This is a genomic window from Klebsiella sp. K-Nf6 (assembly GCF_002806655.1).
Taxonomy (GTDB): Bacteria; Pseudomonadota; Gammaproteobacteria; order Enterobacterales; family Enterobacteriaceae; genus Klebsiella; species Klebsiella variicola.
Window position 1 is genome coordinate 1 of record NZ_PIBN01000012.1, and the last position, 17,426, is coordinate 17,426.

Sequence of the window (17,426 nt, forward strand, 5' to 3'; positions counted from 1 at the left end):
CGAACTACTACGCGCCGCAGTCAGAACGGAGCATCATCTGGAACGATCCGGAGATCGGGATTGACTGGCCGGCGCTGAGCGACAGCGCGCTGTCGCTGTCGGAGAAAGATCTGCAGGCGCATACGCTGGCCAACGCGGAAGTGTATATCTAGTGATGACCTGCATTCGGGCTCAAAAAATTACCAGAGCCTGAATCCAGTATATAAATTAAGGTATGTCTAAGCGATGCTGAAGTATTTCTTGAAAAACAAAACCCTCATCTTGAAACTGGCGAAAAGAGATATTGATTCTAAATATAAGGGATCTTTTATCGGCGGTTTTTGGGCAGTTGTTAACCCAGTAATTATGTTATGTGTTTATTCGTTTGTATTTTCAGAAGTCTTCAAGGCTAAATGGGGTAGTTTAGAAGGAGGGAAAGGGACCTTCGCAGTAGTATTGTTTGCTGGGTTGATTATATTCAACTTCTTAGCAGAGTGTTTAAGTCGAGGACCGACATTATTTACCAGTAATGTAAATTACGTTAAGAAAGTTGTTTTTCCACTTGGCTGTCTTCCGTTTAGCATTTTTCTTTCGGCCGTGTTTAATTTCTTTATAAGTTTCATAATTTTGCTCATTGCTCAACTAATTGTCTTCAATTCAGTGCCTTGGACAATTTTATTCTTTCCGTTGTTGTTGATTCCTTTGTTTCTTATCGGTTTTTCATTAATTGTTATTTTTTCAACCATTGGCGTATATTTTCGAGATATAGCTCAGGCTGTGCCAATTATGATAACGTTTCTGATGTTTTTATCTCCGATATTTTATCCGTTAAGCGCAATTCCTAAAAGTTTTCAGGATGTTATGATGTACAACCCGTTGGCGTTTTTAATAGAAAACACACGGGATGTATTAATCTTTGGCAAAAACATGTCAATTGAATCATATTCAATTCTGTATGTTTCAAGTATTATATTTTACATTATTGCAATGAAAATATTCCAGAAGGCTAAAAAAGGTTTTGCAGATGTCCTATAATTCAGTTAAATGCGAAGCTGTCATTCAAGTAGAACATATTACAAAAATTTTTCGCATCTACAACACTCCAAAAGATCGGATAAAAGAATTCCTGGCAAATTTACCACGCCGAGTTGCTGGGGCAAAGCGTATAAAGAAACATAAAGAATTCTATTCACTTAATGATGTCTCCTTAACTATTAATAAAGGAGAGACAATTGGGATCATTGGTGCCAACGGCGCAGGTAAATCAACCCTATTGCAAATTATTTGTGGGACGCTGTCGCCAACGAATGGCAATGTAACTGTAAACGGTAGAGTGGCTGCTCTCTTAGAGCTTGGTGCTGGGTTTAACCCTGATTTCACAGGTAGAGAAAATATTTTTATCTCAGCATCAATAATGGGGCTAACTGACGAGCAAATAAAAGAACGTTTCGACAGTATCGTTGAGTTTTCCGAAATTGGAGAGTTTATTGAGCAACCGGTAAAAACATATTCTAGTGGTATGTTTGTACGGTTGGCATTTTCAATTATCGCTCACGTTGATGCAGATATTTTAATCGTAGATGAAGCGCTTTCGGTTGGTGATGCGTTCTTTGTTCAAAAATGTATGCGTTTTCTACGGGCATTTATGGAACATGGTACTGTGCTCTTCGTTAGCCATGATACCGCTTCAATTGTAAACTTATGCGATCGTGCTATCTGGATTGATCATGGGCAGAAGAAGATGGAAGGTTCTGCGAAAGATGTTTCGGAAGCTTATCTTGCTGCATTATTTAAACAGAGTAACAGGAATGTATCCGTCAAGCGTCAAAACAAGGATGTTACCGAGGTTGTAGCTTATAAAGATATGCGTACTAGTTTTATTAATGCTAGTAATTTACGTAATGATATAGAACTGTTTTCTTTTAATGATGAAAGTAAACAGTTTGGTGAGAATGGCGCAGAGATCTATAGTGTAAGGCTAGAGGATCAAAACGGTGAACCCTTATCATGGGTAGTTGGTGGTGAAGAAGTTAAGCTTAGAATAAGTGTTAAATGCTTGAAAAGTATGTTTAGCCCAATAATCGGTTTCTATATAAAAGACCGACTTGGACAAACCTTATTTGGTGATAATACATACCTTTCTTATATGGATACACCACTCAGTATGCAACCTAATGACAATATGGATAGCATTTTCGAGTTTAACATGCCTATACTTCCAGTCGGTGAATATAGTATTTGCGTCGCAGTAGCAGAAGGTAGTCAGCAAGAACATATCCAACATCACTGGATACATGATGCGGTAATTTTTAAATCGCATTCTTCCAGTACGGTGACTGGGCTAGTCGGTATTCCAATGAAAAATATTAGTATCTCGGTGAATTAAGAGTAATTATTTTATGACTATGATTAATAAATCAATGCTTTCCAGACCTAGAAAACTGACTTTCCCATTTGGCTGGTGCGGCCATATCCCCTTTGTCAGTTGGCTTGTTGAGGAAATGAAACCGGGTACTATTGTTGAATTAGGTACGCATTCAGGAAATTCATATTTTGCAATCTGCCAGGCTGTCCTGGAAAATAATACCGGTTCCAAATGCTATGCTGTTGATACGTGGCAGGGGGATGAGCATGCTGGTAGCTACAGTGAAGATGTTTTCAGGGATGTAAGTGCATGGAATCAGCAGTATTTCTCTGCATTTTCAAATTTAATGCGCATGACCTTTGATCAGGCGAACGAATATTTTTCTGCAGGTAGCGTTAATTTATTGCATATCGACGGCTTACATACCTATGAAGCTGTTAAACATGACTTTGAATCCTGGAAATCAAAATTAGCAGATGATGCGGTTGTCCTGTTCCATGACACCAATGTCCGTGAACGAGGATTTGGTGTATGGCAGCTTTGGGATGAACTTCAACAACAGTATCCATCTTTTGAATTTTTGCATTCATATGGCCTGGGTGTGCTTTTTGTAGGCAAAAAAAGCCAAGCTCTTTATGAAAAGTTGGCTTCTTTTGGTGAGCCTGCTCTCATTCGAGAAGCATTTTCACGCCTAGGTGAGTTAATTACTCTACGCGAAGAAGCCCATAATCATATCCAGCATATTGAATCAGCCAGATCCGTTCTTGAGAGTCAAAACCAAGAACTTCAGCATCAACTTAATAAATCAAAAGAAGAAAACGAACTCTATATAAAGAGAATCCAGGAAGATAAAAATATTAAAAATGTTATGGCTGGCAGAATCCATGAACTGGAAAACAGTCAGCATCATATTTCCGGCAATGTCCATGCACTCGAAAAGGAAATTGAGCGGCTGATTAATACTAACTCGTGGAAAATCACTAAGCCGCTAAGATTCATGTTTCGAGTACTCCGCGGCCAACAGAAAGATGCGATGTGGCATATTAAAAAAGAAGTCCGTAACATTGCCAAGTCAGCTTATTATCGAACCCCTTATAAGTATCGCGAACAACTATTAACCATGGCATTTAAGGTTCGACCTAGTTGGTTCACTAGTCATCCTAAATTTATGGCTGCTCATTCTCTGATATCAAATGAATTAGAGGTAAGTGATAAGCTTATCGATATTAATTTATTAAGTGACGATATTAATACACAGCCTGGAAGAATTGCTGTTCAATGTCATATTTTTTATCCAGACTTAATCGATGAATTTGTGGCACAATTGTCAACAATGCCGTTTAAGTTCGATGTTTACATTTCAGTAACAAATGAAGAAGCCAAACAACAATGCAACCTGCAATTTAAGAAGATTAAAAATATCGAAAATCTCGATGTGCGAGTAGTGCCTAATCGCGGTCGTGATATTGCTCCAGTATTCGCCGAATTTGGTTCCGCCTTAAAACAATATGATTTTATTTGTCATATTCAAAGTAAGAAGTCATTATATAATGAGGGAAAAACAACCGGTTGGCGAGAGTATTTACTGAATGGTTTGTTCGGTTCGGAATCTAATGTAAAACGGATATTTAAAGCCTTTAATGATGATGAAAAATTAGGGATTGTCTACCCACAGGTCCATCATACTTTACCTTATATGGCATTTACCTGGCTAGCCAACAAACAGCAAGGCAGTGAACTTTGCGCAAAAATGGGAATAGCCTGTCCTGATGGATATTTCAATTTCCCCGCAGGGTCAATGTTTTGGGCTCGTGTAGATGCTTTGTCCCCGTTATTCGAGATGAATTTAGCGTGGCAAGATTTTCCTGAAGAAAAAGGACAGACTGATGGGACTACAGCACATGCAATTGAACGTTTGTTAGGTATAGTCCCTCAGGCTATGAATTATGGTTCATTAATTATAAAAGACTGCGACAATGAGTCAAAATCCACTTTCCGTTGGGATCATCAATATTTCCCTAGAACGTTAGAGTCGATTCATCAAATAATTTCTGATCCAAGCAAAAAAATTATCGCTTTTGATATTTTTGATACTCTCTTGATTCGCCCTTTACTTCATCCTGATCATACAAAGCAGATCATTGCCAGCCAATTGTCTGCTGAGGAAGCGTCCGAATTTCTGTCTAAAAGGCCTGCCGCAGAACAGAGTGCAAGGCACCGCGCTGGGCGGGATATCAGTATTGACGATATCTATAATGAATTGCAGCAACATTATCAGGTTGAACATTCAGTCGCCAAAAAGTTTCGTGAGCTCGAAGAGCGGGTTGAAATTGCTTCTGTTTCGGCTCGGCCGGATATGTTGGAAATTTTTGAGTTTGTCAAAAAGAGTGGTAAAAAAATCGCTATTGTCAGCGATATGTTTTTACCGCTTGAAACTATCGTTAATATGCTCGAATCTAATGGTTTTACCGGATGGGATAAAATTTATTTATCATCAGATAAAGGTAAAAGAAAGGATACGGGTGAACTGTATGAGCTCCTTCTTGCCGAATATGGTGTTTCTGGTAATGAAGTTGTAATGATTGGTGATAACGAGCGAAGTGATTTACAGTTACCTTGCGATTGGTTTAACATCCTCGGTTTGCATCTTGTGAGAGCTACGGACTTAGCACTTCATATTCCGGAGTTTGCACCAGTAGCACAGCAGGCCTTTAAGTCAGATCTTAACGGAGAACTTACTTTTGGCCTTATAACGAAGAAAAATTTGAGTCAAATTTGTAATTTTTCTCCCGAAAAACTTAAGCTATTCTCTTCTAGTCCCTATCAAATTGGTTATAATCTTGCTGGGCCCTTGCTTACTGCATTTGCTGAATGGCTTAGAAAATGTGCTGCAAAAGACGGCGTGCAGGACTTATATTTTCTTGCGAGAGAAGGGAAAATCATTAAAGCAATTTATGATCTTTGGTGTGATGGAGCGGAAACTACACCTCAAAGTCATTATCTGATACTGTCTCGTCGTGCGGTTAACGTACCAAATGTGACAACATTGGATGATGTACTGAATATAGCTAAGTCGACTTTCTTTGCTAATACGCTCGAGATGTTTTTACGTGAACGTTACGGATTAACTCTTCCGGAAGGAAAACTATCTTCTTTATACTCCTCTGGGCTGTGGGCTAAAGGCAAATTAGTGGAGGTTCATAATGAAGATATTTCTGAAATCAAACCATTACTGGAATATATTCTGCCAGATATCCTTGCTGAAGCACATGCTGAAAAACAGGGCTTATTACAATACCTGCAGCAAGAAGGGTTTATAAAGTCAGCCCACAAAACAGTTGTTGATGTCGGATATTCCGGTACGATCCAGAAATCACTTATTAATATCGTAACTGACAGGGTTGATGGTTATTATATGGCAACATCTGAAGTTGCAGGAAAAGGATTGAATAACGGAAGTGAGGCGCATGGTTGTTTTATTGAGAACTCTGTCTCCCTGCAGAATGATAATTCATTAGTTTTGCGCCATAGCTTCGTACTTGAAAAATTGTTAAGCTCGGATGATACCCAAATTGTTAAATATATCCTGGAAAACGCGACCGTTACGCCAGTATATAAACAACAGCGTCCAGAAGAGCTTATAACAAAAGACATCAGAACGGAGTTACAAAAGGGCTGCATGGATTTCGTTCGTGATGCAAGAGATGTACGAAATACGCTTTACCCTGATTTTTCGCCTTCATTGACAATAGCTGATTCTTTATATAGTGAGTTTATTTCAAGTTGCAATCGAAAAGAAAATGACTTCGTGAAAAAAATGACCTTAGATGATGATTATTGTGGTCGTGGTTTAGTAAATTAAATTAAAAATAACCCCTCTATCCGCGAATAGCAGATAGAGGGGCAGGGTTTCAGAATGAACCGAAGTGTTGCTATTTTAATGGCTGTAAGAAATGGTCAGGAATACCTTCAGCCCCAACTTGATTCATTTCTTAACCAAACATATAAGAACTGGTGTTTATATGTTTCTGATGATGGCTCGACCGATTCGACAGCCGAAATTGTTAATAACTTTTATCTTTCTCATCCAGAGATTTCTGGTTTTCTAAAAAAAGGCCCTTGTCTCGGTTTCTGCCAAAATTTTCAGTCCATGATCAACGATGCAAAAATCATTGCTGATTATTATGCTTTTTCTGACCAGGACGACATTTGGTTACCCGAAAAAATAGAAAATGCAGTTCGCTTTCTGGACAGTGTCCCCTCAGATACTCCTGCTCTCTATTGCTCGGCTACTACTCTTATTGATCAGGCTGGTAATATTATTGGGGAATCACTTTCACCCAATAAGGCACTCAGTTTTGCCAATGCTCTGTTGCATAATGTTGCTAGCGGCAATACTATGGTATTCAATCATAAAGCCAGAGAGTTATTAATGGCTGCCTCGTCTGAAGAAATGGTGGTACATGATTGGTCGCTCTATCAGATAGTAAGCGCATGCAATGGACGCATTTATTTTGATCACACCCCTGGAGTGTTGTATCGCCAACATAGTAATAATGTGATTGGTGATGGACGTAATATTTTTCTACGTGTGCGTAATTTCTTTTCATCTTTTAAAGGAAATCGCGCAGACTGGAATAAACGGAATAAAACCGTTCTCGATAAGATAGTGGCTCACTTCGGTGAGAATGAAAAGCAAGTTTATTATAACTATAATAATATAAGTAAAAGTAGGTTTTTGAAAAGGATTTATTTTTACATAAAATCTGGTGTTTACCATCAATATAAACTCGGTACATTATCAACCATAATTTACGTTTGTGTTGGGAAAATGTAGTAAGGTGCTATGTGAATATACTAGCTTCGCTTGTTCTTTATAAACATTCTTTTCAAGAAATTGAGCTTACGCTTGATTCGTTATTAAATGAAAAGAATATCGATAAACTAGTTATAGTGGATAATGGTTCTTTTTGTACCTGGTTGGATGATTATAAGCACGATAAAGTTGATGTCATAAGATTAACTGATAATGAAGGTTTTGGCGCAGGGCATAATAAAGTTTTTGAACATTATAAAAACCAATGTGGTTATTTTTTGATTTGTAATCCTGACATTTACTATGCTCAGGGCGAGGTTGATAAACTGTTTTCCTTTTGTAAGGAAAATTCGGTCGACCTTTCAGTCCCTAAAATCATATATCCAAATGGTGCATTGCAATATGCGACAAAGCTATTGCCGGCACCATTTCAACTTTTCGGACGTCGATTTCTCTCATCATTTTTTCCCAACATAAATAATGAGTATGAATTGCGTAACGCTAATTTTAATGCTGCATTCTACGCGCCATCGATGTCAGGATGTTTTATGATGGTGAGCAATAACGCCATTCTACAAGTTCAAGGTTTCGACCTTCGATTCTTCATGTATTTAGAGGATGTCGATTTTTCGCGCCGTATCAGTGCGGGGAATTTTAATGTTGTTTATTGTCCTGATTCTACAGTCGTTCATCTATCGCAAAGAAAATCATATCACAGCTTTAAATTCCTGTTTTATCATATGACCTCTGCGATTAAATATTTCAATAAGTGGGGTTGGTTTTTTGATAAAGAAAGACGACAACTCAACAAACGTTGTCTTTCATCATTACCCACCAGATCGGAATAATGGCTTGTAACATGAGTTAATGGTAAATAAAAGGCAGATTTGAGGACAAATCTGCCTTTTATATTTGCGGAATTAACTAGTACTAATATTACTTATGCCGTGCTCTTAAATTATCAATCACTTCCCCGAGATCCAGCCCCTGGTCCTGCAGCAGCACCAGCAGGTGGTACATCAGGTCCGACGCCTCATTCTTCAGCTCAAAGCGGTCGTTCACCGTGGCGGCCAGCGCGGTCTCCACGCCTTCTTCCCCCACTTTCTGCGCAATACGCTTGGTACCGCTGGCATACAGCTTCGCCGTGTAGGAGCTCTCCGGGTCGGCATGCTTACGCTCGGCCAGCAGTTGCTCCAGCTGATAGAGGAACAGCCACTGGTGGCCAGTTTCGCCGAAGCAGCTGGTGGTGCCTTTGTGGCAGGTCGGTCCGATCGGGTTTACCAGCACCAGCAGCGTATCGTTGTCACAATCCGGCGTGATGCTCACCACGTTGAGGACATTGCCCGACGTTTCACCCTTGGTCCACAGCCGCTGTTTGGTGCGCGAGTAAAAGGTGACCTTGCCGGTGGCTTCGGTTTTCTCCAGCGCCTCCTTGTTCATGTAGCCCAGCATCAGCACCTCGCCGGATACGGCGTGCTGCACGATGGCCGGCATCATGCCGTCCGTTTTATCCCAGTCCAGCTGTTCAGTCAACATACCCTTATCTCCACGCCCTGTGCCGCCAGGTACGCTTTCAGTTCGCCAATATTAATAATCTGTTTGTGGAATACCGAGGCCGCCAGCGCGCCGTCAACGTTGGCGTCGCGGAAGGCTTCGAGGAAGTGTTCCATGGTGCCCGCGCCGCCGGAGGCGATCAGCGGGACATGGCACACCGCGCGAACCTTCGCCAGCTGCTGCAGGTCGTAACCGTTGCGCACCCCGTCCTGGTTCATCATGTTGAGGACGATCTCGCCCGCGCCGCGCTTCTGCACTTCCTCCACCCAGTCGAGGGTTTCCCACTGCGTCACCCGGGTGCGACTCTCGTCGCCGGTATACTGGTTGACGTGATATTTGCCGGTCTCTGCATCAAACCAGGTATCAATCCCCACCACAATGCACTGCACGCCAAAGCGGTCGGCAAGGCGGGTGATCAGCGTCGGGTCAGCGAGAGCAGGGGAGTTAATCGAAATCTTATCGGCGCCGAAGGAGAGGATCTGCGCCGCGTCTTCCAGCGACTTGATCCCGCCCGCCACGCAGAAAGGAATATCGATCACTTCCGCCACGCGCGACACCCAGCTCTTGTCGACCACCCGGCCGTCGCTGGAGGCGGTGATATCATAGAACACCAGTTCGTCGGCCCCTTCGTCGGCATAGCGCTTGGCCAGCGGGACGATGTCGCCAATGATCTCGTGATTACGGAACTGCACGCCTTTCACTACCTGGCCGTCGCGGACGTCGAGGCAGGGGATTATCCGTTTTGCCAGCATTGAATGGCCTCCGTTACGTTGAATTTACCTTCCAGCAGCGCGCGACCGACAATCACGCCACGCACCCCGGTGCCGCGCAGCGCGGCAATATCATTAAGATCGCCGATGCCGCCGGATGACTGAAACGCCACCTGCGGGTAGCGGGCGCAGACTTCCTCGTACAGCGAGACGTTAGAGCCTGCCAGCGTGCCGTCGCGGGAAATATCGGTGCACAGCACATGCTGCAGGCCGACCGGCAGATAACTCTCCACCAGCTCCTCCAGCGTCACGCCGGAGTTTTCCTGCCAGCCGCTGACTGCCACCTGCTTGTTGCCGTCAGCGTCAATGCGCACGTCGAGCGCCAGCACCAGCCGTTCAGGGCCAAAGCGTTTAAACCAGCCTTTCACTTCCTCCGGGGACTTCACCGCGGTGGAGCCGACCACCACGCGGGCGACGCCGGCTTCAAGCAGGGCCGCGACATCCGCTTCGGTCCGCACGCCGCCGCCAACCTGTACCGGGACGTCAACGCCGGCGACCAGCGATTTCAGCAGCGGGATCTGGCGTTTCGCCGGATCCTTCGCCCCGGTCAGGTCGACCAGGTGCAGGACTTCCGCCCCCTGAGCGGCATAGGACTGCAGGCGCGGCAGCGGATCGCTGCCGTAGTCGCGCTGCTGGCCGTAATCGCCCTGGTGGAGACGAACGACGGTGCCGTCGATTAAATCTAAAGCAGGAATAATCATCACATCTCCAGGAAGTTTTTCAGCAGCTGCGCCCCGGCGTTCCCGGAGCGCTCCGGGTGGAACTGCACGCCAAAGAAGTTATCTTTCTGCACCGCGGCGGTGAACGCCTCGCCGTAATTGCACTGGGCGATGGTGTACGGATTGACCGGCATGGCGTAGCTGTGCACGAAGTAGAAATACGCGCCTTCTTCAATGCCGCGGAACAGACGATCGCCTGCTTTGGCATACACCCGGTTCCAGCCCATGTGCGGCAATGGCAGACCGTGGTCGGTCATCTTCGGCACCTCTTCTTCGATAATGTCCAGCAGATCGACGCCGTTGTTCTCCTCGCTGCGCTTGCCGAGCAGCTGCATGCCCAGGCAAATCCCCAGCACTGGCTGGGTACAGGCTTTGATCAGGTCGATCAGATCGCGGTCGCGCAGCTGGTCCATCGCCGCCTGGGCGGTGCCGACGCCGGGAAGAAACAGTTTATCGGCACGCAATACCACCTCCGGATCGCGGCTGACCACCGGCTCATAGCCGTGGCGGCCAATCGCCGATTTCACCGAATTGAGGTTGGCGCACCCGGTATCAAGGATCACCACATTCATCACAGCACCCCTTTGGAAGACGGCAGGGCATCGCCCTGGACGCGGATCGCCTGGCGCAGCGTACGGCCAAAGGCTTTGAACAGGCTCTCCACGCGGTGGTGATCGTTCTTGCCCTTGGTTTTCAGGTGCAGGGTCACCGCCATGGTGTAAGAGAGCGAGCGGAAGAAGTGTTCCACCATCTCGGTGCTCAGATCGCCGACGCGCTGATAGGTGAAGTCCGCCTTATACTCCAGGTGCGGACGGCCAGATATATCCAGCGCGCAGCGGGCGAGACACTCGTCCATCGGCAGCACGAAGCCGAAGCGGTTGATACCGCGCTTGTCGCCAAGCGCCAGCTTCAGGGCTTCGCCGAGGGCCAGGCCGGTATCTTCCACGGTGTGGTGATCGTCGATGTACAGATCGCCGCCGACGTTAATCTCCATGCGGAAGCCGCCGTGAGTGGCGATTTGGTCGAGCATATGGTCAAAAAAGCCGACACCGGTGTGGATCTTGCTGCCGCCTTCGCGGTCCAGCCACACCTTCACGTCCACCTGGGTCTCTTTGGTGATGCGCTCGACGTGGGCATAGCGGTCGCGGCGGGTCAGCTGCTCGCTGATGGTCGGCCAGTCCAGGGTCTCACGGTCATAGCGCAGGCCGGTAATCCCCATGTTATCCGCCAGCTCAAGGTCGGTGACCCGGTCGCCAATCACATAGCTGTGGCTCTTATCCAGCACGCCGTCTTCCAGCCACGGCAGCACCAGCTGCGTTTTCGGCTTGCGGCAGGCGCAGTTGTCGCCCGGGAAGTGCGGGCAAATCAGCACCTCTTCGAAATTGACGCCCTGTGAGGCGAAGATCTGCATCATCAGGTTATGCGGGCCATCAAACGCTTCCTGCGGCAGACTGTCGGTTCCCAGGCCATCCTGGTTGGTGATCATCACCAGCTTATAGCCTTCCTGCTGCAGCTTCAGCAGCGCCGGGATCACCTGCGGCTCAAACGCCAGCTTGTCGAAACGGTCCACCTGGAAATCCACCGGCGGTTCGGAAATCAGGGTGCCGTCACGGTCAATAAAGAGATACTTCTGGGTCATACATTCTCCGCAGTCAAGGCGTCAATCACGCGCTGGCTCTCGGCACGGGTACCGATAGTGATACGCAAACAGCCGCTTAATGAAGGTTGTTTATTCTGGTCACGTAAGATAATGCCCTGATCCCACAAAGATTTAAACACTGCGCTGGAGGCGGTTATCCGCGCCAGAACGTAGTTCGCCTCGGAATCGAAGACCTGCTCCACGCAGGCGATGCCGCGCAGCTGTTCCACCAGGTAGCGGCGCTCGTCGAGGATCTGCGCCACGCGCTGGCGCATCGCCGCGATCCCTTCCGCGCTCAGCGCCTGGGCGGCGATATCGGCCACCGGCGTGGAGAGCGGATACGGAGCGATCACTTTCAGCAGCACGTTAATCACCTCGGCGTTGGCGAGGGTGAAGCCGCAGCGCAGGCCGGCGAGGGCGAAGGCTTTGGACAGCGTGCGCAGTACCACCAGGTGCGGATAGTCGCTGAGCCAGCCGGCGAGCGTCGCCTGCGGGCAGAATTCAATATAGGCTTCGTCGGCGACCACGATGGCTTTATCGCGGGTCATCTCCAGCAGGTCGCGTATCGACTGCGGATCGATGATCTGACCGGTCGGGTTGTTCGGGCTGCAGACAAAGACCACCTTCACGCCGTCCAGCTGCGCCTCGATACCCGGCAGGTCGAGCTGCCAGTCGGCGAGAGTCGGCACGGTGCGGCATTCGACGCCGATGGTCTCGGCGCTGACGCTGTACATGCCGTAGGTGGGCGGGCAGTAGAGTAGCGCGTCTTTGCCGGGCTCACAGAAAGCGCGGATCAGCAGCTCAATCCCTTCGTCGGCGCCGCGGCTGACCAGCACCTGCTCCGGTTTGACGTCGGCGTAGCGGGCGTAGCTCTCGATGACTGCCTTCGGCTGCGGCTCCGGATAGCGGTTCATCGTTTGCGCGGTAAGCTGGAAAGCCACGGCGGTCGGGAATTCGTTGGCGTTCAGCCAGACGTCGCCTTTGCCGCCCAGACGGCGAGCGGATTGATACGGGGTCAGCGCACGGACGTTGGCGCGGGCTAAATCTTCAATGCTCATGCTTGCTCCTTCAGGGCGGCAACGCGCAGCGTTACGGCGTTTTTGTGGGCGTCAAGGCGCTCGGCGGCGGCCAGGATCTCAATCGTTGAGGCGAGGGCGGCAAAGCCGTCGCGCGACAGCTCCTGCACGGTCATCCGCTTCTGGAAGTCGGCCAGGCCGAGGCTCGAACAGGTGGCGGTATACCCATAGGTCGGCAGGACGTGGTTGGTGCCCGAGGCGTAATCGCCCGCGGATTCCGGTGACCAGTCACCGAGGAAAACCGAACCGGCGCTGGTGATGCTGTCCACCAGCTCGCGGGCCTGACGGGTCTGAATGATCAGGTGCTCCGGACCATACTGGTTGGAGATAGCCACGCACTGCGCCAGGTCGCGGGCCACGATGATCCGGCTGGCGGAGAGGGCCACGCGGGCGGTTTCCGCGCGCGGCAGGGCGGCCAGCTGGCGTTCGACGGCCTCAGCGACGCGGCTGCCGAGGTCGGCGTCCGGGGTCAGGAGGATCACCTGCGAGTCCGGGCCGTGTTCCGCCTGCGACAGCAGGTCGGAGGCGACAAAGTCCGGGGTGGCGCCGCTGTCGGCGATCACCAGCACTTCCGACGGGCCGGCCGGCATGTCGATGGCTGCGCCGTCCAGACGCTGGCTGACCTGACGTTTGGCTTCCGTGACGTAAGCGTTACCCGGGCCAAAGATTTTATCCACCTTCGGCACCGACTCGGTCCCGAGGGCGAGGGCGGCGATGGCCTGGGCGCCGCCAACGTTAAAGATGGTTTTCACGCCGCACAGCTGCGCGGCATAGAGGATCTCATCGGCGATCGGCGGCGGCGAGCAGAGCACCACCTGCTGACAGCCGGCGATGCGCGCCGGCGTCGCCAGCATCAGCACCGTGGAGAACAGCGGCGCCGAGCCGCCCGGAATATACAGCCCGACGGAGGCGATAGGGCGGGTGACCTGCTGGCAGCGCACCCCCGGCAGCGTTTCGACATCCACCGCCTGCAGCTGTTGCGCGTTGTGGAAGGTCTCGATGTTTTTCACCGCCACCGCCATCGCCTGCTTCAGCTCGTCGCTGAGGCGTTCGCCGGCGGCGGCGATCTCCGCCTCGCTCACCTGCAGCGCGGCGACGGTGGTTTTATCAAACTTCGCGCTGTATTCGCGCAGCGCCGCGTCGCCGTTGGCTTTGACGTTATCGAGGATCTCCGCCACCGTTTTACTGATGCTGTCGGAGGCGGAAATCGCCGGGCGCGTTAAGAGTTGTTGCTGTTGGTCTGCGCTACAGCCGTTCCAGTCGATGATTGTGTTGAAGCTCATGATTGTTTTCCCCTGTGTGTCCCGTGACCGGCTGGCCGATTACTCCATCATCTTCTCAATCGGCAGCACCAGAATGGAGCTGGCGCCCAGCGCTTTCAGTTTTTCCATGGTCTCCCAGAACAGGGTTTCGCTGCTGACCATGTGCATCGCCACGCGCTGCTTGTCACCTGCCAGCGGCAGAATAGTCGGACGCTCGGCGCCCGGGAGCAGGGCAACCACTTCTTCCAGGCGTTCGGTCGGGGCGTGCATCATGATGTATTTCGACTCGCGGGCCTGGATCACGCCCTGAATACGGGTCAGCAGGCGGTCAATCAGCTGCTGTTTGGCGTCGGCCATCTCGCCGTCGCGCTGGATCAGGCAGGCTTTGGAGCGGTAGATCACTTCCACTTCGCGCAGGCCGTTGGCTTCCAGGGTGGCGCCGGTGGAGACGAGGTCGCAGATGGCGTCGGCGAGGCCGGCGCGCGGCGCCACTTCCACGGAGCCGTTCAGCAGACAGGATTTAAAGGAGATACCTTTTTGATCGAGGTAGCGCTTCAGCAGGTGCGGGTAAGAGGTGGCGATGCGTTTGCCGTCCAGCGCCGCCGGGCCGTTCCAGGCTTCATCCACCGGGGTCGCCAGCGATAGGCGGCAGCCGCCGAAGTCCAGACGACGCAGGGTGAAGTAGCGCGGGTCTTCGCCCTGAGCGCGGCGGCTGAGCAGCTCTTCTTCCAGCACGTTTTCGCCGATAATGCCGAGGTCGACAACACCGTCCATCACCAGGCCCGGGATATCGTCATCACGCACGCGCAGAATGTCGATTGGCATATTTTCCGCCAGCGCAATCAGACGCTGGGTGTGCAAATTGACTTTAATGCCGCAGCGGCTGAGTAATTCGCGTGAATCTTCGCTTAAACGGCCTGATTTCTGAATAGCTATGCGTAAACGGGTGTTGTCTAACATTGTTCTTTTCCTCTGAATACCTGTCTGAATCTGTCCGAATTTGGTCCAAAAAAAAGCCCCCGGAAGTGAATCTTCCGGGGGCTCTCTGCGCGTTCATGCACCACTGGAAGATCCAAATGTCTTCCAGCACACATCGCCTGAAAGACTAGTCAGGATGATGGTGATGATGGTGGTGTTTAAATTGAACGCGGTTCATAAAAATTCTCTGTGAATGACTATGCATTTGATGTCCTTTAACCTAAACCACTTCCGCCGCAGAAAGCAAGGGCTTTTTTCTATCATTAATTCATTTCACATTGAGCGAAGAAATTGTCAGTTGCCGCTGGCTGGCGTAGCCTGTAATCAGCACAGCGAAAGAGTCAGGAGCCTGGGATGAAAAAGGTCGCGATAGTCGGTTTGGGATGGCTGGGGATGCCGCTGGCGCTGTCGTTGATGGCGCGAGGCTGGCAGGTCACTGGCAGTAAAACCACGCAGGATGGCGTGGAGGCGGCGCGGATGTGCGGGATTGACAGCTATCCGCTGCGCCTGGAGCCGCAGCTGGTCTGTGATACCGAGGACCTCGACGCGCTGATGAACGTCGATGCGCTGGTGATCACGCTGCCGGCCCGGCGTACCGGGGCGGGAGAAGGGTTTTATCTGCAGGCGGTGCAGGAGATTGTCGATACCGCGCTGGCGCACCATATTCCGCGGATCGTCTTCACCAGTTCCACCTCGGTGTATGGCAACGTCAACGGCACGGTGAAAGAGAACTCCCCGCGCCAGCCGCAAACCGCCAGCGGGCAGGTGCTCAAGGAGCTGGAGGACTGGCTGCACAACCTGCCGGGGACGTCGGTGGATATTTTGCGCCTGGCCGGGCTGGTGGGGCCTTCGCGCCATCCGGGACGTTTTTTTGCCGGTAAGTCGGCGCCGGATGGCCAGCACGTGGTCAATCTGGTGCATTTGCAGGATGTGGTGGCCGCTATCGAACTGCTGTTGCAGGCCCCGAAGGGCGGGCACATCTATAATCTATGTGCGCCCCGCCATCCGGCGCGTGGCCTCTTTTATCCGCAGATGGCCCGTGAGCTGGGGCTGCCGCCGCCGGTGTTCAGCGACAGCCCGGACGGCGGTCAGGGCAAGATTGTGGATGGCAATCGTATCTGCAATGAGCTGGGGTTTGAGTACCAGTACCCCGATCCGCTGGTGATGCCGATGGAGTGATCTGCCAGCGGTGATTCGCATACCGTAAGGGGGTAGCGATGAAACCACTGCTGGATGTCCTCGTGATCCTGGATGCCCTGGAAAAAGAGGGGAGCTTTGCCGCCGCGTCGGCAAAGCTCTTTAAAACGCCCTCGGCGCTGAGCTACACCATTCACCGGCTGGAAAGCGATCTCAATATTCAGTTGCTCGACCGCAGCGGCCACCGCGCGCGCTTTACCCCCACCGGACAAATGCTGCTGGAGAAAGGGCGGGAGGTGCTGCATATCGCCCGCGAACTGGAGATCCGGGCGGTCAAGTTGCAGCAGGGGTGGGAGCACACCCTCCGCCTGGCGGTGGACAGCACTTTTCCCGTAGCGCAGCTCTCGCCGCTGATCGCCGCATTTTATCAACAACAGCCGCTGACCCGGCTGCACTTCAGTTTTAGTCCCTCGCTGTTTGACTGGCGGCCGCTGACCGACGGGCAGGCCGATCTGCTGCTGGGCGCCCTCGGCGAGCCACCGCCGCTGAGCGGCTATGACTCTCTCCCCCTCGGCGAGCTGGAGCTGCTGCTGGTGGTTTCCCCGCAGCATCCGCTGGCGCGACATCGTGCTCCGCTGAGCTGGCGGACCTTGCGCCGTTACCGGGCGGTGGCCACCGGCGAGGGCGGGGTGCTGCTCAGCGATCAGGAGACCCTGACGGTGTGTGACGCCGCGGGGCAACTGGCGCTGCTGCGCATGGGTCTGGGGTGGGGCTGCCTGCCGCGCTATCAGGTGCAGGCGCTGCTGGACAGCGGCGAGCTCATCAGCATGGCCGTGAACGGGCAGTCGCCCCGCCAGCATGCCTGGATCGCCTGGAATGACGCCACCTGCGGTTTGGCGAGCAAATGGTGGCGCGAAGCGCTATTAGCAAATAGTGCTATTTTTGCAATTTATCATACGGAAATCGTATAGATATTAGCACGTTAAAAAATATGCTTACGCAATGAACTTCATAGCATCTTGTCAACGCCGTTGAATTTGTTGCAAAATATGCGGCCTGAAAACCAGAGACTAGCCGACGCTTTTTTTTAAAGTGTCGGTTATTTTTTTGGTCGAAAGACACATCATTCAA

General features: G+C 50.5%; 17 protein-coding genes and 1 other annotated feature. Of the genes, 8 read left to right on the top strand and 9 right to left on the bottom strand.

Going from position 1 to position 17,426, the window contains the following annotated elements; translation table 11 throughout:
- From CWM61_RS18820 to CWM61_RS18845, 6 genes are all read left to right on the top strand, one after another.
- Nucleotides 1–152: dTDP-4-dehydrorhamnose 3,5-epimerase family protein (locus CWM61_RS18820; RefSeq protein ID WP_165785285.1), on the top strand; the 152-nt coding region annotated here is incomplete at its 5' end.
- An 88-nt stretch (nt 153–240) separates the two neighbouring features.
- Nucleotides 241–1,014: an ABC transporter permease gene (locus CWM61_RS18825; protein WP_165785286.1), complete on the top strand. Its 774-nt coding sequence runs from the start codon at nt 241–243 to the stop codon at nt 1,012–1,014.
- A complete protein-coding gene (locus CWM61_RS18830; protein WP_043874997.1) occupies nt 1,004–2,365 on the top strand; it encodes an ABC transporter ATP-binding protein in 1,362 nt (453 codons plus the stop codon). Before CWM61_RS18825 ends, CWM61_RS18830 begins: the two co-directional genes overlap by 11 nt.
- Nucleotides 2,366–2,378: 13 nt before the next feature.
- The gene (locus CWM61_RS18835) at nt 2,379–6,206 is read left to right on the top strand and encodes a rhamnan synthesis F family protein (protein WP_100631707.1); all 3,828 of its coding nucleotides are present in this window, start codon (nt 2,379–2,381) and stop codon (nt 6,204–6,206) included.
- A 54-nt stretch (nt 6,207–6,260) separates the two neighbouring features.
- Nucleotides 6,261–7,181, top strand: a complete 921-nt coding sequence (locus CWM61_RS18840) for a glycosyltransferase family 2 protein (protein ID WP_100631708.1) — start codon at nt 6,261–6,263, stop codon at nt 7,179–7,181.
- 11 nt (nt 7,182–7,192) lie between these two features.
- On the top strand, nt 7,193–8,008 hold the full coding sequence (locus CWM61_RS18845) for a glycosyltransferase family 2 protein (protein WP_100631709.1): 816 nt from the start codon (nt 7,193–7,195) through the stop codon (nt 8,006–8,008).
- A gap of 88 nt (nt 8,009–8,096) precedes the next feature.
- Here CWM61_RS18845 and hisIE read toward each other — a convergent pair whose 3' ends face one another.
- From hisIE to hisL, 9 genes are all read right to left on the bottom strand, one after another.
- Nucleotides 8,097–8,696 carry a bifunctional phosphoribosyl-AMP cyclohydrolase/phosphoribosyl-ATP diphosphatase HisIE gene (hisIE, locus tag CWM61_RS18850; RefSeq protein ID WP_100631710.1) on the bottom strand — a complete coding sequence of 200 codons (600 nt, stop codon included), beginning with the start codon at nt 8,694–8,696 and terminating at the stop codon, nt 8,097–8,099.
- On the bottom strand, nt 8,690–9,466 hold the full coding sequence (gene hisF / locus CWM61_RS18855) for an imidazole glycerol phosphate synthase subunit HisF (RefSeq protein WP_032453444.1): 777 nt from the start codon (nt 9,464–9,466) through the stop codon (nt 8,690–8,692). Before hisF ends, hisIE begins: the two co-directional genes overlap by 7 nt.
- Entirely contained in the window at nt 9,448–10,185 is a 738-nt protein-coding gene (gene hisA, locus CWM61_RS18860) for a 1-(5-phosphoribosyl)-5-[(5-phosphoribosylamino)methylideneamino]imidazole-4-carboxamide isomerase (protein WP_004200373.1), read from the bottom strand. Before hisA ends, hisF begins: the two co-directional genes overlap by 19 nt.
- Nucleotides 10,185–10,775 (bottom strand): imidazole glycerol phosphate synthase subunit HisH, encoded by a 591-nt coding sequence (gene hisH / locus CWM61_RS18865; RefSeq protein ID WP_100631711.1) that lies wholly within the window; start codon nt 10,773–10,775, stop codon nt 10,185–10,187. Before hisH ends, hisA begins: the two co-directional genes overlap by 1 nt.
- Nucleotides 10,775–11,842: a bifunctional histidinol-phosphatase/imidazoleglycerol-phosphate dehydratase HisB gene (gene hisB, locus CWM61_RS18870; RefSeq protein ID WP_032735996.1), complete on the bottom strand. Its 1,068-nt coding sequence runs from the start codon at nt 11,840–11,842 to the stop codon at nt 10,775–10,777. The genes hisH and hisB overlap by 1 nt, the downstream gene beginning before the upstream one ends.
- Nucleotides 11,839–12,900: a histidinol-phosphate transaminase gene (gene hisC / locus CWM61_RS18875; RefSeq protein ID WP_012967604.1), complete on the bottom strand. Its 1,062-nt coding sequence runs from the start codon at nt 12,898–12,900 to the stop codon at nt 11,839–11,841. The genes hisB and hisC overlap by 4 nt, the downstream gene beginning before the upstream one ends.
- Nucleotides 12,897–14,201 carry a histidinol dehydrogenase gene (gene hisD, locus CWM61_RS18880; protein ID WP_008804115.1) on the bottom strand — a complete coding sequence of 435 codons (1,305 nt, stop codon included), beginning with the start codon at nt 14,199–14,201 and terminating at the stop codon, nt 12,897–12,899. The genes hisC and hisD overlap by 4 nt, the downstream gene beginning before the upstream one ends.
- Nucleotides 14,202–14,240: 39 nt before the next feature.
- The gene (hisG, locus tag CWM61_RS18885; protein ID WP_002912152.1) at nt 14,241–15,140 is read right to left on the bottom strand and encodes an ATP phosphoribosyltransferase; all 900 of its coding nucleotides are present in this window, start codon (nt 15,138–15,140) and stop codon (nt 14,241–14,243) included.
- Nucleotides 15,141–15,187: 47 nt separating this feature from the next.
- Nucleotides 15,188–15,310: a sequence feature (His leader region), on the bottom strand.
- Nucleotides 15,286–15,336, bottom strand: a complete 51-nt coding sequence (gene hisL, locus CWM61_RS18890) for a his operon leader peptide (protein WP_004899375.1) — start codon at nt 15,334–15,336, stop codon at nt 15,286–15,288. (Overlaps the previous feature by 25 nt.)
- A gap of 176 nt (nt 15,337–15,512) precedes the next feature.
- Here hisL and CWM61_RS18895 point away from each other — a divergent pair, with 176 nt between their 5' ends.
- A complete protein-coding gene (locus tag CWM61_RS18895; protein ID WP_074385334.1) occupies nt 15,513–16,337 on the top strand; it encodes an SDR family oxidoreductase in 825 nt (274 codons plus the stop codon).
- Nucleotides 16,338–16,375: 38 nt separating this feature from the next.
- Nucleotides 16,376–17,266: a LysR family transcriptional regulator gene (locus CWM61_RS18900; protein ID WP_100631712.1), complete on the top strand. Its 891-nt coding sequence runs from the start codon at nt 16,376–16,378 to the stop codon at nt 17,264–17,266.
- Nucleotides 17,267–17,426 lie beyond the last annotated feature (160 nt).